This window comes from Pseudomonas sp. TWP3-2, assembly GCF_049897765.1.
GTDB lineage: Bacteria > Pseudomonadota > Gammaproteobacteria > Pseudomonadales > Pseudomonadaceae > Aquipseudomonas.
Genome location: NZ_JAFCWW010000005.1, coordinates 193,432 through 209,929 on the forward strand (window position 1 = coordinate 193,432; position 16,498 = coordinate 209,929).

Annotated in this window: 13 protein-coding genes; 10 read left to right on the top strand and 3 right to left on the bottom strand. The window is 59.7% G+C overall.

Features of this window, described 5'->3' with window-relative positions:
* Positions 1–19: 19 nt before the first annotated feature.
* The 6 genes from hisS to ACP7EE_RS10430 all read left to right on the top strand — a co-directional run bounded on the left by hisS (position 20) and on the right by ACP7EE_RS10430 (position 6,962).
* Entirely contained in the window at positions 20–1,309 is a 1,290-nt protein-coding gene (gene hisS / locus ACP7EE_RS10405; protein ID WP_420650572.1) for a histidine--tRNA ligase, read from the top strand.
* A 41-nt stretch (positions 1,310–1,350) separates the two neighbouring features.
* Entirely contained in the window at positions 1,351–1,992 is a 642-nt protein-coding gene (locus tag ACP7EE_RS10410) for a tetratricopeptide repeat protein (RefSeq protein ID WP_420650573.1), read from the top strand.
* The gene (gene bamB, locus ACP7EE_RS10415; protein WP_426234429.1) at positions 1,985–3,136 is read left to right on the top strand and encodes an outer membrane protein assembly factor BamB; all 1,152 of its coding nucleotides are present in this window, start codon (positions 1,985–1,987) and stop codon (positions 3,134–3,136) included. The genes ACP7EE_RS10410 and bamB overlap by 8 nt, the downstream gene beginning before the upstream one ends.
* 137 nt (positions 3,137–3,273) lie before the next feature.
* Positions 3,274–4,743 (top strand): ribosome biogenesis GTPase Der, encoded by a 1,470-nt coding sequence (der, locus tag ACP7EE_RS10420; RefSeq protein ID WP_420650575.1) that lies wholly within the window; start codon positions 3,274–3,276, stop codon positions 4,741–4,743.
* Between the two features lie 291 nt (positions 4,744–5,034).
* On the top strand, positions 5,035–6,183 hold the full coding sequence (locus ACP7EE_RS10425) for a pyridoxal phosphate-dependent aminotransferase (protein ID WP_426234430.1): 1,149 nt from the start codon (positions 5,035–5,037) through the stop codon (positions 6,181–6,183).
* Positions 6,171–6,962 carry an amidohydrolase gene (locus ACP7EE_RS10430; RefSeq protein ID WP_426234431.1) on the top strand — a complete coding sequence of 264 codons (792 nt, stop codon included), beginning with the start codon at positions 6,171–6,173 and terminating at the stop codon, positions 6,960–6,962. The genes ACP7EE_RS10425 and ACP7EE_RS10430 overlap by 13 nt, the downstream gene beginning before the upstream one ends.
* Before the next feature lie 203 nt (positions 6,963–7,165).
* Here the strand turns inward: ACP7EE_RS10430 and leuA are convergent, their stop codons facing one another.
* The 3 genes from leuA to xseA all read right to left on the bottom strand — a co-directional run bounded on the left by leuA (position 7,166) and on the right by xseA (position 11,576).
* Positions 7,166–8,845 carry a 2-isopropylmalate synthase gene (gene leuA, locus ACP7EE_RS10435; RefSeq protein WP_426234432.1) on the bottom strand — a complete coding sequence of 560 codons (1,680 nt, stop codon included), beginning with the start codon at positions 8,843–8,845 and terminating at the stop codon, positions 7,166–7,168.
* Between the two features lie 526 nt (positions 8,846–9,371).
* Positions 9,372–10,193 (bottom strand): peptidoglycan DD-metalloendopeptidase family protein, encoded by an 822-nt coding sequence (locus ACP7EE_RS10440; RefSeq protein ID WP_426234433.1) that lies wholly within the window; start codon positions 10,191–10,193, stop codon positions 9,372–9,374.
* Positions 10,194–10,196: 3 nt separating this feature from the next.
* Positions 10,197–11,576, bottom strand: coding sequence for an exodeoxyribonuclease VII large subunit (xseA, locus tag ACP7EE_RS10445; RefSeq protein WP_426205939.1), 1,380 nt, complete (start codon positions 11,574–11,576; stop codon positions 10,197–10,199).
* 63 nt (positions 11,577–11,639) lie between these two features.
* Here xseA and ACP7EE_RS10450 point away from each other — a divergent pair, with 63 nt between their 5' ends.
* The 4 genes from ACP7EE_RS10450 (at position 11,640) to guaA (ending at position 16,365) form a co-directional block, all read left to right on the top strand.
* Entirely contained in the window at positions 11,640–12,404 is a 765-nt protein-coding gene (locus ACP7EE_RS10450) for a sulfite exporter TauE/SafE family protein (protein ID WP_426234434.1), read from the top strand.
* 151 nt (positions 12,405–12,555) lie between these two features.
* Positions 12,556–13,104 carry a sugar ABC transporter ATPase gene (locus ACP7EE_RS10455; RefSeq protein ID WP_420650583.1) on the top strand — a complete coding sequence of 183 codons (549 nt, stop codon included), beginning with the start codon at positions 12,556–12,558 and terminating at the stop codon, positions 13,102–13,104.
* Between the two features lie 115 nt (positions 13,105–13,219).
* Positions 13,220–14,689, top strand: coding sequence for an IMP dehydrogenase (gene guaB / locus ACP7EE_RS10460; protein WP_115147749.1), 1,470 nt, complete (start codon positions 13,220–13,222; stop codon positions 14,687–14,689).
* Between the two features lie 98 nt (positions 14,690–14,787).
* Positions 14,788–16,365: a glutamine-hydrolyzing GMP synthase gene (guaA, locus tag ACP7EE_RS10465; protein ID WP_420650585.1), complete on the top strand. Its 1,578-nt coding sequence runs from the start codon at positions 14,788–14,790 to the stop codon at positions 16,363–16,365.
* The last annotated feature ends 133 nt before the right edge of the window (positions 16,366–16,498 follow it).

A 16,498-nucleotide genomic window follows, 5' to 3' on the forward strand; every position in this document is an offset into this window, starting at 1 on the left:
ACGAATTTAAGGATTTATAGTGAGCAAGTCTCTACAAGCCATTCGTGGCATGAACGACATCCTGCCCGAACAGACGCCGTTGTGGCGTTACTTCGAAGGCACCGTCTCGCGCCTGCTGGATAACTACGGTTACAAGCAGATCCGCATGCCGATCGTCGAGTTCACCGAGCTGTTCAAGCGCTCGATCGGCGAAGTGACCGACATCGTCGAAAAAGAGATGTACACCTTCGACGACCGCAACGGTGACTCCCTGACCCTGCGTCCGGAAGGCACCGCTGCGTGCGTGCGCGCGGTTCTCGAACACGGCATCACCGGCGGCGGCCAGGTGCAGAAGCTCTGGTACATCGGCCCGATGTTCCGTCACGAACGTCCGCAGAAAGGTCGTTATCGTCAGTTTCACCAGATCGGTCTGGAAGTCTTCAATCTTGACGGCCCGGATATCGATGCCGAACTGATCGTGATGACCTGGCGCCTGTGGGGCGAGCTGGGCATCCGCGATGCGGTCAAGCTTGAGCTGAACAGCCTCGGCACCAGCGAATCCCGTGCCCGTTATCGCGATGCGCTGGTCGAGTATCTCTCGGCGCACCACGACAAACTCGACGAAGACAGCCAGCGTCGCCTCAAATCCAACCCGCTGCGCGTGCTCGACACCAAAAACGTCGACACCCAAGCGGTGCTGGTTGATGCGCCGAAAATGGCCGACTACCTGGATGACGAATCCCGTGCCCATTTTGAAGGCTTGAAAGCGCGTCTGGATGCCATTGGCATTCCTTACGTACTCAACCCGAAACTGGTACGCGGTCTCGATTACTACAGCAAAACCGTATTCGAATGGGTCACCGACAAGCTCGGCGCCCAGGGCACCGTGTGCGCTGGTGGTCGTTACGACGGTCTGGTCGAGCAGATGGGCGGCAAGCCAACCCCGGGCGTCGGTTTCGCCATGGGCATCGAGCGTCTGGTGCTGCTGCTGGAAACTCTCGAGCAGATCCCGGAAGAGATCGCCCGTCAGGTCGACGTCTACCTCTGCGCCTTCGGGGAAGAAGCAGAGCTGGCCGGTCTGGCCTTGGCCGAGCGTGTCCGTGATCAACTGCCCCACCTGCGCCTGCAAGTCAATGCCGGCGCTGGCAGCTTCAAAAGCCAATTCAAGAAAGCCGACAAGAGCGGTGCGCTGTACGCACTGATCCTCGGTGACGACGAGATGGCCCAGCAAGTGGTAGGTTTCAAACCCCTGCGTGGCCAGGGCGAACAACAAAGCATTGCCTGGGATGCGCTTGCCGCTCACCTGGCCACCTGCGTCGTGCAGGGTTGAAGCTGTCCAAACAGCCGATTTAGCGATTAAGGAGTATTGGGGTGTCGAGTACCGAAGACGAACAGTTGGCGGATTTGAAGGACTGGTGGACACGCAACGGCAAACCTCTGGTCACTGGCGGCCTGTTGGCGCTGGTCATCGTGTTCGGCTGGCAGGCTTATCACAAATATCAGGGCAACCAGTCGCAAGGCGCCTCGGTGCTCTATCAGCAACTGCTGGAAACGACGCTGACCCCGGATGGCAAGCCTGACGCCGCGCGCGTTGCGGATCTGGCCGGCAAGCTCAACAGCGAATACGCCGGCAGCGCTTACGCGCAGTACGGTAGCCTGTTCGTGGCGAAAGTAGCGGTCGACAGCGGCAAGCTGGACGACGCAGCCACCGAGCTCAAGGCCATCGTCGCCAAACCGGCCAACCCGGCGCTGGGCGAAATCGCCCGTCAGCGTCTGGCGCAGGTATTGGGCGCACAGAACAAGGCTGATGAAGGTCTGAAACTGCTTGAAGGCGACGCCGACAAGTCGTTCCTGGCCACTCGTGAAGAACTCAAGGGCGACCTGCTGGTGCAGTTGGGTCGTACCGACGAAGCGAACACGGCGTATCAAAAAGCCAAGGCGGCACTGTCGGATGAAGCGGCGGTCGGTGGCCTTCAAATCAAGCTGGACGATCTGGCCAAAGGGGATGCGTGACGTGATCCGTTGGAAGCATGCAGCATTGCTGGCTCTGGCCATTCTGGCCGCGGGTTGCAGCAGCAACAGCAAAAAAGAATTGCCACCGGCTGAACTGACCGACTTCAAAGAAGAAGTGGTCCTGCACAAGCAGTGGAGTCGTTCGATCGGTGACGGTCAGGGCGACACCTACAACATGCTGGTGCCGGCGATCGACGGTGACACCATCTACGCTGCCGATGTAACCGGCGTGGTGATGGGCCTGGATCGTGGCAATGGCGATGTGAAGTGGAAGCAGGATCTTGATTTGCCTGTCTCCGGCGCCGTTGGCGTGGGTTACGGTCTGGTCATGGTCGGCACGCTGCGCGGTGATGTGATCGCCCTCGACGCCATCAACGGTGAAGAGAAGTGGCGCGCTCGCGTCAACAGTGAAGTCCTCGCGCCACCGGCCAACAACGGTGACGTAGTGGTCGTGCAGACTCAGGACGATCGTCTGATCGGTCTGGATGCCTCCACCGGTAATCAGCGTTGGGTGTATGACAGCACTCCGGCCGTTCTGACCTTGCGCGGCACCAGCGCACCGATCGTCACCAACCGCCTCGCGGTGGCTGGTCTGTCGACCGGTAAAGTGGTTGCTCTGGATATTTCCAACGGCGTGCCGGTTTGGGAGCAACGAGTTGCGATTCCACAAGGTCGTTCGGAACTGGAGCGCGTTGTCGACATCGACGGCGGTCTGCTGCTGTCCGGCGGTACCCTGTACGTTGCCAGCTACCAGGGTCGCGTTGCGGCACTGGATCTGGAAAGCGGCCGTCAACTCTGGCAGCGCGATGCGTCGAGCTACGCTGGCGTGGCCCAGGGTTTCGGCAACGTCTACGTGAGCCTGTCTTCGGGCACTGTTGAAGGCGTCGACGAGCGTTCTACCACTGCACTGTGGAGCAACGATTCGCTGGCCCGTCGTCAACTGTCGGCTCCGGAAGTGTTCTCCAGCTATGTTGCAGTCGGTGACCTGGAAGGTTATCTGCATCTGCTGAGCCAGGTTGACGGTCGTTTCGTCGGCCGCGAGCGCATCGACAGCGACGGCCTGCGTGCCCGTCCGCTGGTGGTGGGTGACACGATTTATGTATATGGCAACAGTGGCAAACTGGAAGCCCTGACCATCAAGTAACAACTATGCTTGGGGTTAACACCCCCAGGCGGCCCCGGATTCATGGGGCTTGCAGCGCTATCAGGCGTTGCCCCGAGCACCAGCCGCTGCCTCGCAGCGGCTTTTGTATTTTCTGAAATAACGAAGTGGAGAGCCGCATGGTTCCCGTAATCGCCCTGGTGGGCCGACCGAACGTCGGCAAGTCCACCTTGTTCAACCGCCTGACCAGGACTCGCGACGCCATCGTCGGCGACTTGTCCGGTCTGACCCGTGATCGCCAGTACGGTGAGGCCAAGTGGCAAGGGCGTTCCTACATTCTGGTCGACACCGGTGGTATCTCCGGTGACGAGCACGGTATGGACGAAAAAATGGCCGAGCAGTCGCTGCTGGCCATTGAAGAAGCGGATGTTGTTCTGTTCCTGGTAGATGCCAAGGCCGGTTTCACCGCCGCCGACCAGATGATCGCCGAACACTTGCGCAAACGTAACAAGCGTTCCTACGTGGTTGCCAACAAGGTCGACAACATCGACCCGGAAATGGCCCGCGCTGAATTTGCTCCGTTGGGCATGGGCCACGCGATTCCGATCGCCGGTGCTCACGGCCGTGGCATCACCCAGATGCTGGAAATCGCCCTGGGCGACTTCCCGAGAGACGAAGAAGAGCCGGAAGACGGCGAAGAAGAGATCGTTGCTGAAGGCGAGGAAGCCAAGCGCATTCCTGGCCCGAGCGAAAAAGACGGGATCAAGATCGCCATCATCGGCCGGCCGAACGTCGGCAAGTCGACGCTGGTCAACCGCATGCTCGGCGAAGACCGGGTAATCGTCTACGACCAACCCGGCACGACGCGCGACAGTATCTACATCCCGTTCGAGCGTAACGAAGAAAAGTACACGCTGATCGACACGGCTGGTGTGCGCAAGCGCGGCAAGATCCACGAAGAAGTTGAAAAGTTCTCCGTGGTGAAAACCCTGCAAGCGATCAAAGACGCCAACGTGGTGATCTTCGTGATGGACGCGCGCGAAGGCGTGGTTGATCACGATCTCAACCTGCTGGGCTTTGCCCTCGAAGCAGGTCGTGCGCTGGTGATCGCGATCAACAAGTGGGACGGCATGACGCCGAGCGAGCGCGATTTCGTCAAGATCGAGCTGCAGCGTCGCCTGTTCTTCGTTGAGTTCGCCGACATCCACTTCATCTCGGCACTGCACGGTACCGGCGTGGGCAACCTCTACGCTTCGGTGCAGAACTCGTTCAAGTCGGCGGTTACCCGCTGGCCGACCAACCGTCTGACCCAGATTCTGGAAGATGCGGTTGGCGAGCACGCCCCACCGATGGTCAACAATCGCCGGATCAAGCTGCGCTATGCCCACTTGGGTGGTGCCAACCCGCCGATCATCGTGATCCACGGTAACCAGATCGAGAAAGTGCCAAAGTCGTATGTGCGCTATCTGGAGAACACTTACCGTCGCGTGCTGAAGCTGGTCGGTACGCCGATCCGCATCGAGTTCAAGGGCGGTGAAAACCCGTTCGAAGGCAACAAGAACTCGCTGACCGACCGTCAGGTCAACCGCAAGCGCCGGATGATGTCGCACCACAAGAAAGCCGACAAAAAACGCCGCGACAAGAAGTGATCACAGTGCCTCGCACATTCTCGTGCGGGGCTTCTGTGGCGAGGGGATTTATCCCCGTTGGGTCGCGCAGCGGCCCTAAAATCTGTGCCCGCGGTGTATCAGTAAAACCGCATTCCTCGGGTTAGCGACTGCTTTGCAGCCGATCGGGGATAAATCCCCTCGCCACAAGGTCTAGCGGTGTTACAAAGAAGAAGGGCGCCATTCGGCGCCCTTTTTTTATGGGCGCCGGATGGGCTATCCTCGGGCTCTCCCGCGCCGTCGTCAGAGCCGGGTGCAGAGCAGGGAATCCCGATGATCACCAGTAAGCTGCCGAATGTCGGCATCACCATCTTCACCCAGATGTCCCAGCTCGCGGCGCAGACCGGCGCGATCAACCTGTCCCAGGGTTTCCCCGATTTTGATGGCCCGCAGGCACTGCGTGATGCAGTCGGTCGGCACATTGCCAGCGGTCATAACCAATATTCGCCAATGACCGGGTTGCCTGCGTTACGCCAGCAGATCGCGGCGAAAATTTCCCGTAGCTATGGCGTCAACGTGGATGCCGAGCATGAGGTTACGGTAACGCCCGGTGCGACTCAGGCGATCTTCTGTGCGATTCAGGCCGTGATCAACAGCGGCGACGAAGTGATCATTTTCGACCCGTGCTACGACAGCTACGAACCGGCGGTGGAGTTGGCTGGCGGACGCTGTGTGCACTTGCAACTGGGTCTGAACGACTTCGCTATCGACTTCGACAAACTCAGCGCCGCACTCACTCCGCGCACACGGATGATCGTCCTCAACACCCCGCACAACCCGAGCGGCGCATTGATCAGTCGTGCGGAGCTGGATCAACTGGCCGCGTTGATCCGTGATCGCGACATCTACGTGCTCAGCGATGAAGTCTACGAACACCTGGTGTTCGATGGCGTGCCGCACGTCAGCGTGCTTGCTCACGAAGAGCTGTATCAGCGTGCATTCGTGGTCAGCTCGTTCGGCAAGACCTATCACGTCACTGGCTGGAAAACCGGCTACGTCGTCGCGCCCCCGGCCCTCACGGCGGAACTGCGCAAAGTGCACCAATACGTCAGTTTCTGCGGCGTGACCCCGCTGCAATATGCGTTGGCCGATTACATGGCCGAGCACCCTGAACACGTCGAAGAGCTGCCAGGTTTCTATCAGGCCAAGCGTGACCTGTTCTGCGATCTGCTGACGCCGTCGCGTTTCACGTTCAGTCGGGTCGCCGGCACCTATTTTCAGTTGGTCGATTACTCGCAGATTCGCCCGGATTTGAACGATGTCGAAATGGCCAAATGGATGACCCTCGAGCACGGCGTGGCGAGTATTCCGGTGTCGGTGTTCTATCAGACGCCTCCTGAAGGTCAGCGCCTGGTGCGGCTGTGCTTTGCCAAACGCGAGGAGACGCTGCGTGAGGCAGCGGCCAAACTATGCGCGATCTGAGTGCTCTGCCTGATCTCAATCTGGCGCTGATCCAGACCACCCTGGCCTGGCATGATCGCCAGGCCAACCTCGAGCATTTCGAGCTGTTGCTGGAGCAGGCGCGCGGATCGGATCTGATTATCCTGCCGGAAATGTTCACCACCGGCTTCTCCATGGAGTCCGAGACCCTCGCCGAAGCGGTCAACGGCCCGACCAGCAAGTGGCTACGCGCTCAAGCGGCGAAGCTTGATGCGGTCATCACCGGCAGCGTGATCATTCAGGCTGCGGACGGCAGTCATCGCAATCGCTTGCTGTGGGCGCGACCGGACGGCGAGGTGCTGCACTACGACAAGCGTCACCTGTTCCGCATGGCCGGTGAGCATAATCACTACACCCCCGGCGAGCGTCAGGTGCAGTTCGAGCTCAAGGGCTGGCGGGTGCGTCCGCTGATTTGCTACGACCTGCGCTTCCCGGTGTGGAGTCGCGACGCGCAGGACACCGATCTGCTGCTGTACACCGCGAACTGGCCCGGCGCTCGGCGTCTGCACTGGAATCGTCTGCTGCCGGCGCGAGCCATCGAAAACCTCTGCTATGTAGCGGCGGTCAATCGTATCGGTACAGATGGCAAGGGCTTCGCTTATACCGGTGACAGTCAGGTGCTGGATTTCCAGGGCGAGACATTGCTCGCGGCGGGGGAGGCCGATGGGGTGTTCAAAGTGGTTCTGGAAGCAGCGTCACTGGCGGCGTACCGCGAGCGCTTCCCGGCCAATCTGGATGCCGACACTTTCGAATTCATCTGAGTTTCTGCGGCGGCTGCGCGGTCCCCATCGCGGGCAAGCCCGCTCCCACAGGGATTTTTGGTGTACCTGCAATTGCATGTGCACCTTGACCACTGTGGGAGCGGGCTTGCCCGCGATGGGGCCATCAAACTCAGCATAAAACCATCAGGCAAAAAAAGGCCCCGAAGTTCACACTCCGGGGCCTTTTGCGTTTCAGCAAAGCGTTACGCCGCTTTCGCTTCCGGCTGGCTCAGCGAGCGGTTCAGCGCGCTGAACAGGGCCTTGAAGCTGGCGGTAGTGATGTTTTCATCAATGCCCACGCCGTGCACTGCACGTTCGCCGTTCACACGCAATTCGATGTAGGCCGCCGCTTTGGCGTTGGTGCCCGCGCCGATCGCGTGTTCGTTGTAGTCCATGATTTCCACCGGAATCGGCAGGCCGGCCACCAGTGCTTCCAGCGCACCGTTGCCCTTGCCGCGCCAGTGCAGATTGGTTTCGCCCTGACCCTGGCTCGCCACTTCTACTTCGACGTTGCTGTTGCCGTTCTCTTCCCGCAGGCGATGGCTGACCAGCGCGTACGGAGTGTTGGCTTGCAAGTATTCGCGCTGCAGCAACGCGTAGATCTGCGGTGCGGTCATCTCCAGACCAACGCGGTCGGTTTCGGCCTGCACCACCTGGCTGAACTCGATCTGCATGCGACGCGGCAGGCTGATGCCGTATTCCTGCTCCAGCAAGTAGGCGATGCCGCCCTTGCCCGACTGACTGTTGACGCGAATCACCGCCTCGTAGCTGCGGCCAATGTCGGCCGGGTCGATCGGCAAGTACGGTACTTCCCACAAGGTGTCTGGTTTCTGCTGGGAGAAACCTTTGCGGATCGCATCCTGGTGCGAGCCGGAGAATGCGGTATGTACCAGGTCGCCAACGTACGGGTGACGCGGGTGCACCTGAATCTGGTTGCACTCTTCGACGACTTTGCGCACGCCGTCGATGTCGGAGAAGTCCAGTTGCGGGTCGAGGCCCTGGGTGTACATGTTCAATGCCACGGTGACCAGATCGACGTTACCGGTGCGCTCACCGTTGCCGAACAGGCAACCTTCGACACGGTCAGCGCCAGCCATCAGGCCCAACTCGGTGGCGGCAACGCCAGTGCCACGGTCGTTGTGGGTGTGCAGGCTGATGATCACGCTGTCACGACGGTTGATGTTGCGACCGAACCACTCGATCTGGTCGGCATAAATGTTCGGCGTTGCGCACTCAACGGTCGCTGGCAAGTTGAGGATCATCTTGTGCTGAGGCGACGGGTTCCAGACCTCGATCACTGCGTCACAGACTTCTTTGGCGAACTCCAACTCGGTCGCGCTGAAGGTCTCCGGCGAATATTCGAAGGTCCACTCAGTGTCCGGCTGCATGGCTGCATATTTGACGAACAGCTTGGCCGCGTTGACGGCGATGGCCTTGATTCCGTCCTTGTCCTGATTGAAGACAATGCGGCGGAAGGACGGCGAGGTCGCGTTGTACAAATGCACGATGGCTTTCTTGGCGCCGCGCAGGGATTCGAAGGTGCGCTCAATCAAGTCTTCACGACCCTGGGTCAGCACCTGAATGGTGGTGTCGTCCGGGATGTGGCCTTCTTCGATCAGGGTACGCACGAAGTCGAAATCGGTTTGCGAAGCGGCCGGGAACGATGCCTCGATTTCCTTTACGCCGACCTGCACCAGGGTTTTCCAGAAGCGCAGCTTCTTCACCGCGTCCATCGGCTCGATCAGCGACTGGTTGCCGTCGCGCAAGTCAGAGCTGCACCAGATCGGCGCGGAGACGATGGTCTTCGAAGGCCAAGTGCGGTCCGGGAGGTTGATCACGGGAAACGCGCGGTATTTCGAAGACGGATCTTTGAGCATGCTCATCGGGAAATTCCTTATTGTCTGGGCCGAAAAGAGGCGGCCTGCCGGTGGAACCAATGTTTGGGGAAAAACGTGTCGGGCGAGGCGCAGCGATTCAGCCCGGCAGTCGTGCGCTGACGAGGCACAGGCTGCGGTGCTGGCGAAGCTGAATGAGGGTGTGAGAGGTTTTCATGCATCCAACCCTAACCGCGAGGGGAAAGGATGGCAAGCAGTCGAAAAAAATTGAGAGGAATACCTGAAAAGCGGTTTTTTGCGCGATTTTATTGTGCTTAAGTCGGCGGATCTTGTTGATGTTTGCGTGAGGTTAGATTGGGGCGCAATTGAAATTTGGAGTATGTCTGCGGATTTTTGCTGGCAGTAAGTCAGCCATCGCGGGCAAGCCCGCTCCCACAGGGATTGGGGTGTACACAAAATTCGTGGCCATCTCAAACCCTCCTACAGGGATTGGGGTGTACTCAAAATTCGTGTTCACCTCAAACCCTGTGGGAGCTGGCTTGCCAGCGATGGCGCCATCCGCCCCAGCGATAAATCAGGGTTGGAATGCGCCAATGAAAATTGCCGGATCAACCCGCGCATCATTCAGGCTGATGTTCCAGTGCATGTGGGGACCGGTCGCGCGCCCGGTTGCGCCCACCTTGCCAACCACCGCACCACGCGCCAGTTGCTGACCATCCTTCACGTCAATCTTCGACATGTGACAGAACATGCTGATAAAGCCCTGACCGTGATCGACAAACACCGTGTTGCCGTTGAAGAAGTAGTTGCCGATCAGAATCACCTTGCCCGCCGCCGGGGTCTTGATCGGCGTGCCGGCCGGCACTGCGAAGTCCAGACCTGAGTGCGGATTGCGTTCCTCGCCATTGAAGAAGCGGCGCACACCGAACTTGCTCGACAGCGGGCCGTTGACCGGTTTGTCCAGCAACAGATTGCTTGGCGTGTTCGGGCTGAAGCTGCGGTAGGCCTTGATCTGCTCGGCCAGTTCACCTTCGATGCGCTTCAGATTGGCCGGGTTCGGATTGACCTGCTGGGTGTTCTTCAGCGTGATGTGCTGTTCCGGGTATTTCTTGTTACCCACGGTGAAGCTCAGATTGCGCCCCGCACTGGCGATTTGCTGGGTGCCGGGTTTGACCGTCAGCGGCACGCCGACAATCGCCAGCCAGTTGTTCTGTTCCTTGACCACCAGCACCGGTTTACCTTGATAGGTGGCTTTCGGCGCTTGTGCGGCGGTGCCCAGATCGACGACAGCCACTCCGCCCGGCACCGGTTTGTTCAGCAGCCGGGTGATGTAACTGTCGGCGTGGGCGTTGAAGGTCAGGCAGAGCAACAGCAGCGGAGCGAGAAAACGCGGCATGGATCAGTCCAGTAAAGAGAGGGTGACAGGCGTCAGGTGATTGTCTTCGACGCGCACTTGCAGTTCGCCTTCGCCGAGTTTGGCTTTCAGGCGCTGGCCAGTGTGGGTCTGCGCCGCGTTGCGAATCGCGTTGCCGCGCTCGTCGAGCAGAATGCTGTAACCCCGGCCGAGTGTCGCCAGCGGGCTGACCACATGCAGCGTCTGCATCTGACTTTGCAATTGCAGACGACGGCTTTTCAGGCCTTCGCGAATGGCCCGTGGCAAACGCTCGGCGAGGCTGTCCAGACGCTGACGCAACATCGCCAGTTGGCGTCCCGGATGTTGCCCGGCGAGGCGGGTTTCCAAGCGGATCAAGCGTTCGCGGCGGGTATTGAGTTGGCGCTCGAAAGCCCGGCGCATGCGCATGTCCAGATCATCCAGACGCTGCGCTTGCTGACGCAGACGTTCGCCGGGATGGCGCAAACGGCGGGCCATGCTTTCCAGGCGCATGCGATCGCGCACCAAGCGGTCACGCATGCGCATCACCAGACGCCGATGCAGGCTTTCGACCTGGCGGATCAAGTGGCTGGAATCAGGCGCGAGCAGTTCAGCGGCAGCCGATGGCGTCGGTGCGCGCACGTCGGCCACAAAGTCACTGATCGACACATCAGTTTCATGCCCGACCGCGCTGACAATCGGCGTCACGCATGCATCGACGGCGCGGGCCACGGCTTCTTCGTTGAAGCACCAGAGGTCTTCCAGCGAACCGCCGCCACGCGCCAGAATCAGTGCGTCGAAACCGCGTGCATCCGCGAGTTTCAGTGCGCGTACGATCTGCGCGGTGGCTTCGCGGCCCTGCACGGCGGTTGGAATCAGCGTCAGTTGCACCTGCGGCGCACGCCGACGAAACACGCTGATGATGTCGCGAATCACCGCGCCGGTTGGCGAACTGATGATCCCGATGCGCTGCGGATGTGCCGGCAGCGGCACTTTGCGTTCGGCACTGAACAGGCCTTCGGCGCTGAGTTTTTCCTTCAAGGCATCGAAGGCCAGTCGCAACGCGCCGTCACCGGCCGGCTCTACGGTGTCGAGGATCAGCTGATAGTCGCCGCGTCCTTCGAACAGCGAGACCTTGCCCCGCACTTTTACCGCCAAGCCATCGCGCAATGCCTGACGCACCCGCGCAGCGTTCTGCCGGAACAGCGCGCAACGCACCTGTGCGCCGCTGTCCTTGAGCGTGAAATAGATGTGGCCGGACGCCGGGCGGGCGAGGTTGGAGATTTCGCCTTCGACCCAGATATTGCTGAACACGTCTTCGAGCAACACCCGCGCGCGGCCGTTGAGCTGGCTGACAGTCAGGACTTCACGGTCCAGGCCAAGTCTTGCAAAGGGATCTTTAATCATGGGCCGCAGTTTAATGGCATTCTCTCGATCAATGCACGGCGGCTCCTACAGGGATGAGTACAAATGTTGGTTGATTTGTTCGGTCAATGGAATTTTGGCACGTTGGACTGGCTGGTCATCGGGGCAGGCATAGCCTTGGCCTACATCGTGTTTGGCATTGCCGGGTTCGGCACAGCGCTGATAGCGGGGCCTATTCTGATCCTGTTCATGCCGCTGTCGAAGATCGTGCCGTTGCTGGTGTTGCTGGATTTTGTCGCGGCGTTCGGCAATCTGCTGCCCTCGCGCCGCGATGTGGCCAAGCCCGAGTTACTGCGACTGCTGCCGTGCATGGCAGTTGGCTGCACGCTGGGGGTGATTTTTCTGCTCAATCTCAAATCGGATTTGCTGTTGCTGCTGATGGGGCTGTTTATCAGCGCCTATGCGATTTACAGCTTGTGGGTCAAAGCACGACCTGCGCAGTTGTCCGCCGCGTGGGCAGTGCCGATGGGGACGGTGGGTGGACTGTTTGGAGCCTTGTTCGGCAGTGGCGGCTTTTTATATGCGATCTATCTCAACAGTCGTCTGCCGAAAGAGGCGGCTCGGGCGACGCAAAGTGCGCTGATCAGTTGCAGCACGGTGGTGCGTTTGAGCCTGTTTGCCGTCGCGGGTGTGTATGCCGAGCTACCCTTGTTAGTGCTCGCGCTGTGTTTGCTGCCGGCCATGGCGTTCGGGTTGTGGATTGGGCGAAGGCTGACCATGCGTCTGTCGCGCGAAGCATTCGTACGGCTGGTGACCTGGCTGGTGCTGGCCAGCGGACTTGCGCTGATCGGTCGCTATTTGAGCACTTGACCGGATTTCGTCAGGGATTATGCTGCCGGCCTTTAGGGCCTCTTCGCTGGCAAGTCGAATCGTCGCACCGCAGCTCCCACAGGGTTCGCGCAAATCCTGTGGGAGCTGGCTTGCCAGCGAAGACGTCAGAAGCCACACCGCAGGACTGTCCATGAACTCGCAAAGCATCATCGTCCCGAAAATTTCCAACCTGCCGGTACACGAACCCCGCGCCCGGGCGATCGTCCGCTGGCTGGTGCGCAAGAACATCATCAAGGAAGAGTTGAGCACCTGCGGACGCACCGGCAACCGCATGGCCTATGCGATTGCCGATGGCGCGCGCGCGGTGGTGCTGCATCCCCAGGCGCTGCCGTTCGGCGAACCGATCAATGGACTGGAGATCGTCACCAAGCGCTGCATCTTCACCCCGGCCAAGGGTTTTCTCGGCGAGGCCGGTTGCGCCGAGTGTCGACAGGAGATCGGCGAAGCTCTGTTCGAAAGCCTCGAAGAGTGGATGCCGGCGCGTACCGACAACTTCACCTGCCCGGAATGCGGGCATGAAGACGACATCAACGGCTTTCTGTTCTTGCAGGAATGCGGATTTTCCAACCTCGGTTTCATCTTCAACAACTGGCTGGAGGCGGGGTTCAAGCAGAGCTTCATCGACGAATTCGCCGATTGGCTGGATCAACCTGTGAGCTGGGTCAAAGTCGAGCTGTAGGTGCGGATTTTTCCGTACATCAGCAACATTGATATAAGACAAGTTTTACATTGAGCATGCAGGGGTGTCTGAGTATAATGGCGCGCTTCCATTTTCCCGCTCGGGAGCCCCCGCGATGCTGCGTATCAGCCAAGAAGCTCTGACCTTCGACGACATTCTTTTAGTGCCTGGTTATTCCGAGGTGCTTCCTAACGAAGTCAGTCTCAAGACCCGTCTTACCCGTGGCATCGAACTGAACATTCCTCTGGTTTCTGCCGCCATGGACACCGTTACTGAAGCCCGTCTGGCAATTGCCATGGCTCAGGAAGGTGGCATCGGCATTATCCACAAGAACATGACCATCGAGCAGCAAGCTGCCGAAGTGCGCAAGGTCAAGAAGTTCGAAGCCGGTGTGGTCAAGGATCCGATTACCATCGAGGCTGACGCCACGGTACGTGATCTGTTCGAACTGACCCGCATGCACAACATTTCCGGCGTTCCGGTACTGCACGATGGCGACCTGGTCGGCATCGTCACTTCCCGTGACGTGCGTTTCGAAAGCCGTCTGGAAGCGACTGTCCGTGAAGTGATGACGCCCAAAGAGCGTCTGGTCACGATCAAGGAAGGCGCGAGCAAGGACGAAGCACGCGAACTGCTGCACAAGCACCGCATCGAGCGCGTGCTGATCGTCGATGACAAATTCGCCCTTAAAGGCATGATGACCGTCAACGACATCGAAAAAGCCAAGGCTTACCCGCTGGCCAGCAAGGACGATCAAGGTCGTCTGCGCGTTGGCGCTGCGGTCGGCACCGGTAAAGACACCGGTGACCGCGTCGCTGCTCTGGTCAATGCCGGTGTGGACGTGGTGGTGGTCGACACCGCGCACGGTCACTCCAAAGGAGTGATCGACCGCGTGCGTTGGGTCAAACAGAATTTCCCTGACGTGCAGGTGATCGGCGGCAACATCGCCACCGGCGCAGCAGCCAAGGCTCTGGCCGAAGCGGGCGCCGACGCAGTCAAGGTCGGTATCGGCCCTGGCTCGATCTGCACCACGCGTATCGTCGCCGGTGTCGGCGTCCCGCAAATCAGTGCCATCGCCAACGTCGCCGCTGCCCTTGAAGGCACAGGCGTGCCGTTGATCGCCGACGGCGGCATCCGTTTCTCCGGTGACCTGTCCAAGGCCATCGTTGCCGGTGCTTCCTGCGTGATGATGGGCTCGATGTTCGCCGGTACTGAAGAAGCGCCGGGCGAGATCGAACTGTTCCAGGGTCGTTCGTACAAGGCTTATCGCGGCATGGGCTCGCTGGGCGCCATGTCTCAGGCTCAAGGCTCTTCCGATCGTTACTTCCAGGACTCCTCGGCAGGCGCCGAGAAACTCGTTCCGGAAGGCATCGAAGGCCGTGTGCCGTACAAAGGCACCCTGAGCGCGATCATCCACCAACTGATGGGTGGCCTGCGTTCCTCGATGGGTTACACCGGCAGTGCCGACATCGAAGAAATGCGCACCAAGCCTGAGTTCGTGCGGATCACCGGCGCCGGTATGGCCGAATCCCACGTTCACGACGTGCAGATCACCAAAGAAGCGCCAAACTACCGCGTAGGTTGAGCCTTCCAGCAAATCGTTAAGCAACCGGGGCTGTGTTATTCAGCCCCGAGTTGTTTCTGAATCACGACTGTTACTGATTGACTAGACGAGACTGAATCATGGCCCTCGATATTCACGCTCACCGCATCCTGATCCTCGACTTCGGTTCGCAATACACCCAACTGATCGCCCGCCGCGTGCGTGAGATCGGTGTGTACTGCGAACTGCATCCGTTCGACATGGACGAGGATGCCATTCGCGAATTCGCACCAAAAGGCGTGATCCTCGCCGGCGGCCCCGAGTCCGTACACGAAGCCAACAGCCCGCGTTGCCCGCAAGCGGTGTTCGACCTCGGCGTGCCGGTTTTCGGTATCTGCTACGGCATGCAGACCATGGCCGAGCAACTGGGCGGTAAGGTTGAAGGTTCCGAGCTGCGTGAGTTCGGTTACGCCCGCGTTGACGTGGTCGGCAAGAGCCGTCTGCTCGACGGCATCGAAGACCACATCGACGCCGACGGCCTGTTCGGCCTCGACGTGTGGATGAGCCACGGTGACAAAGTCACCAAGATGCCGGAAGACTTCCACATCCTCGCCAGCACCCCGAGCTGCCCGATTGCCGGCATGTTCAACGACGAGCGCGGCTACTACGGCGTGCAGTTCCACCCGGAAGTGACCCACACCAAACAGGGTGGTCGCATCCTGTCGCGCTTCATCCTCGACATCTGCGGCTGCGAAGCCCTGTGGACACCGTCGAAGATTGCCGAAGACGCTATCGCTCAGGTTCGTGCACAGGTCGGTACCGACAACGTGCTGCTGGGTCTGTCCGGCGGTGTCGATTCCTCGGTGGTTGCCGCGCTGCTGCACAAAGCCATTGGCGATCAGCTGACTTGCGTATTCGTCGACAACGGCCTGCTGCGTCTGCACGAAGGCGAGCAAGTGATGGCCATGTTCGCCGAGAACATGGGCGTCAAGGTGATCCGCGCCAACGCTGAAGAACAGTTCCTGAACAATCTGGCCGGCGAGTCCGACCCAGAGAAGAAGCGCAAGATCATCGGTCGTACCTTCATCGACGTATTCGATGCCCAGTCGAACAAACTGGACAACATCAAGTACCTCGCGCAGGGCACCATCTACCCGGACGTGATCGAGTCGGCTGGCGCCAAAAGCGGCAAGGCTCACGTGATCAAGTCGCACCACAACGTGGGCGGCCTGCCGGAAGAGATGAACCTGAAACTGGTCGAGCCACTGCGCGAGCTGTTCAAAGACGAAGTCCGCCGTCTGGGCCTGGAACTCGGCCTGCCGTACGACATGGTCTACCGTCACCCGTTCCCGGGCCCGGGCCTCGGTGTGCGCATCCTCGGTGAAGTGAAGAAGGAATACGCCGACCTGCTGCGTCGCGCCGACCACATCTTCATCGAAGAACTGCGCAAGGCCGACTGGTACCACAAAGTCAGCCAGGCGTTCGTGGTGTTCCAGCCAGTGAAATCGGTTGGCGTAGTAGGCGATGGCCGTCGTTACGCCTGGGTCGTGGCCCTGCGTGCCGTGGAAACCATCGACTTCATGACCGCGCGTTGGGCCCACCTGCCTTACGAACTGCTGGAAACTGTCAGCGGCCGCATCATCAATGAAATCGAAGGCATTTCGCGCGTTACGTATGACGTGTCGAGCAAGCCGCCGGCGACGATTGAGTGGGAGTGATCCTGCGGCGTGCCCTCTAGAATTCAAAGTCGGATTCGCAGAGGCGCTGGAGAGGTTATAGAAAATGCCAGTCAGTTAAGCTGACTGGCATTTTTGTTTTTGGGCGGAAAGTGTTGAGGCAGAGTTGTCGTTC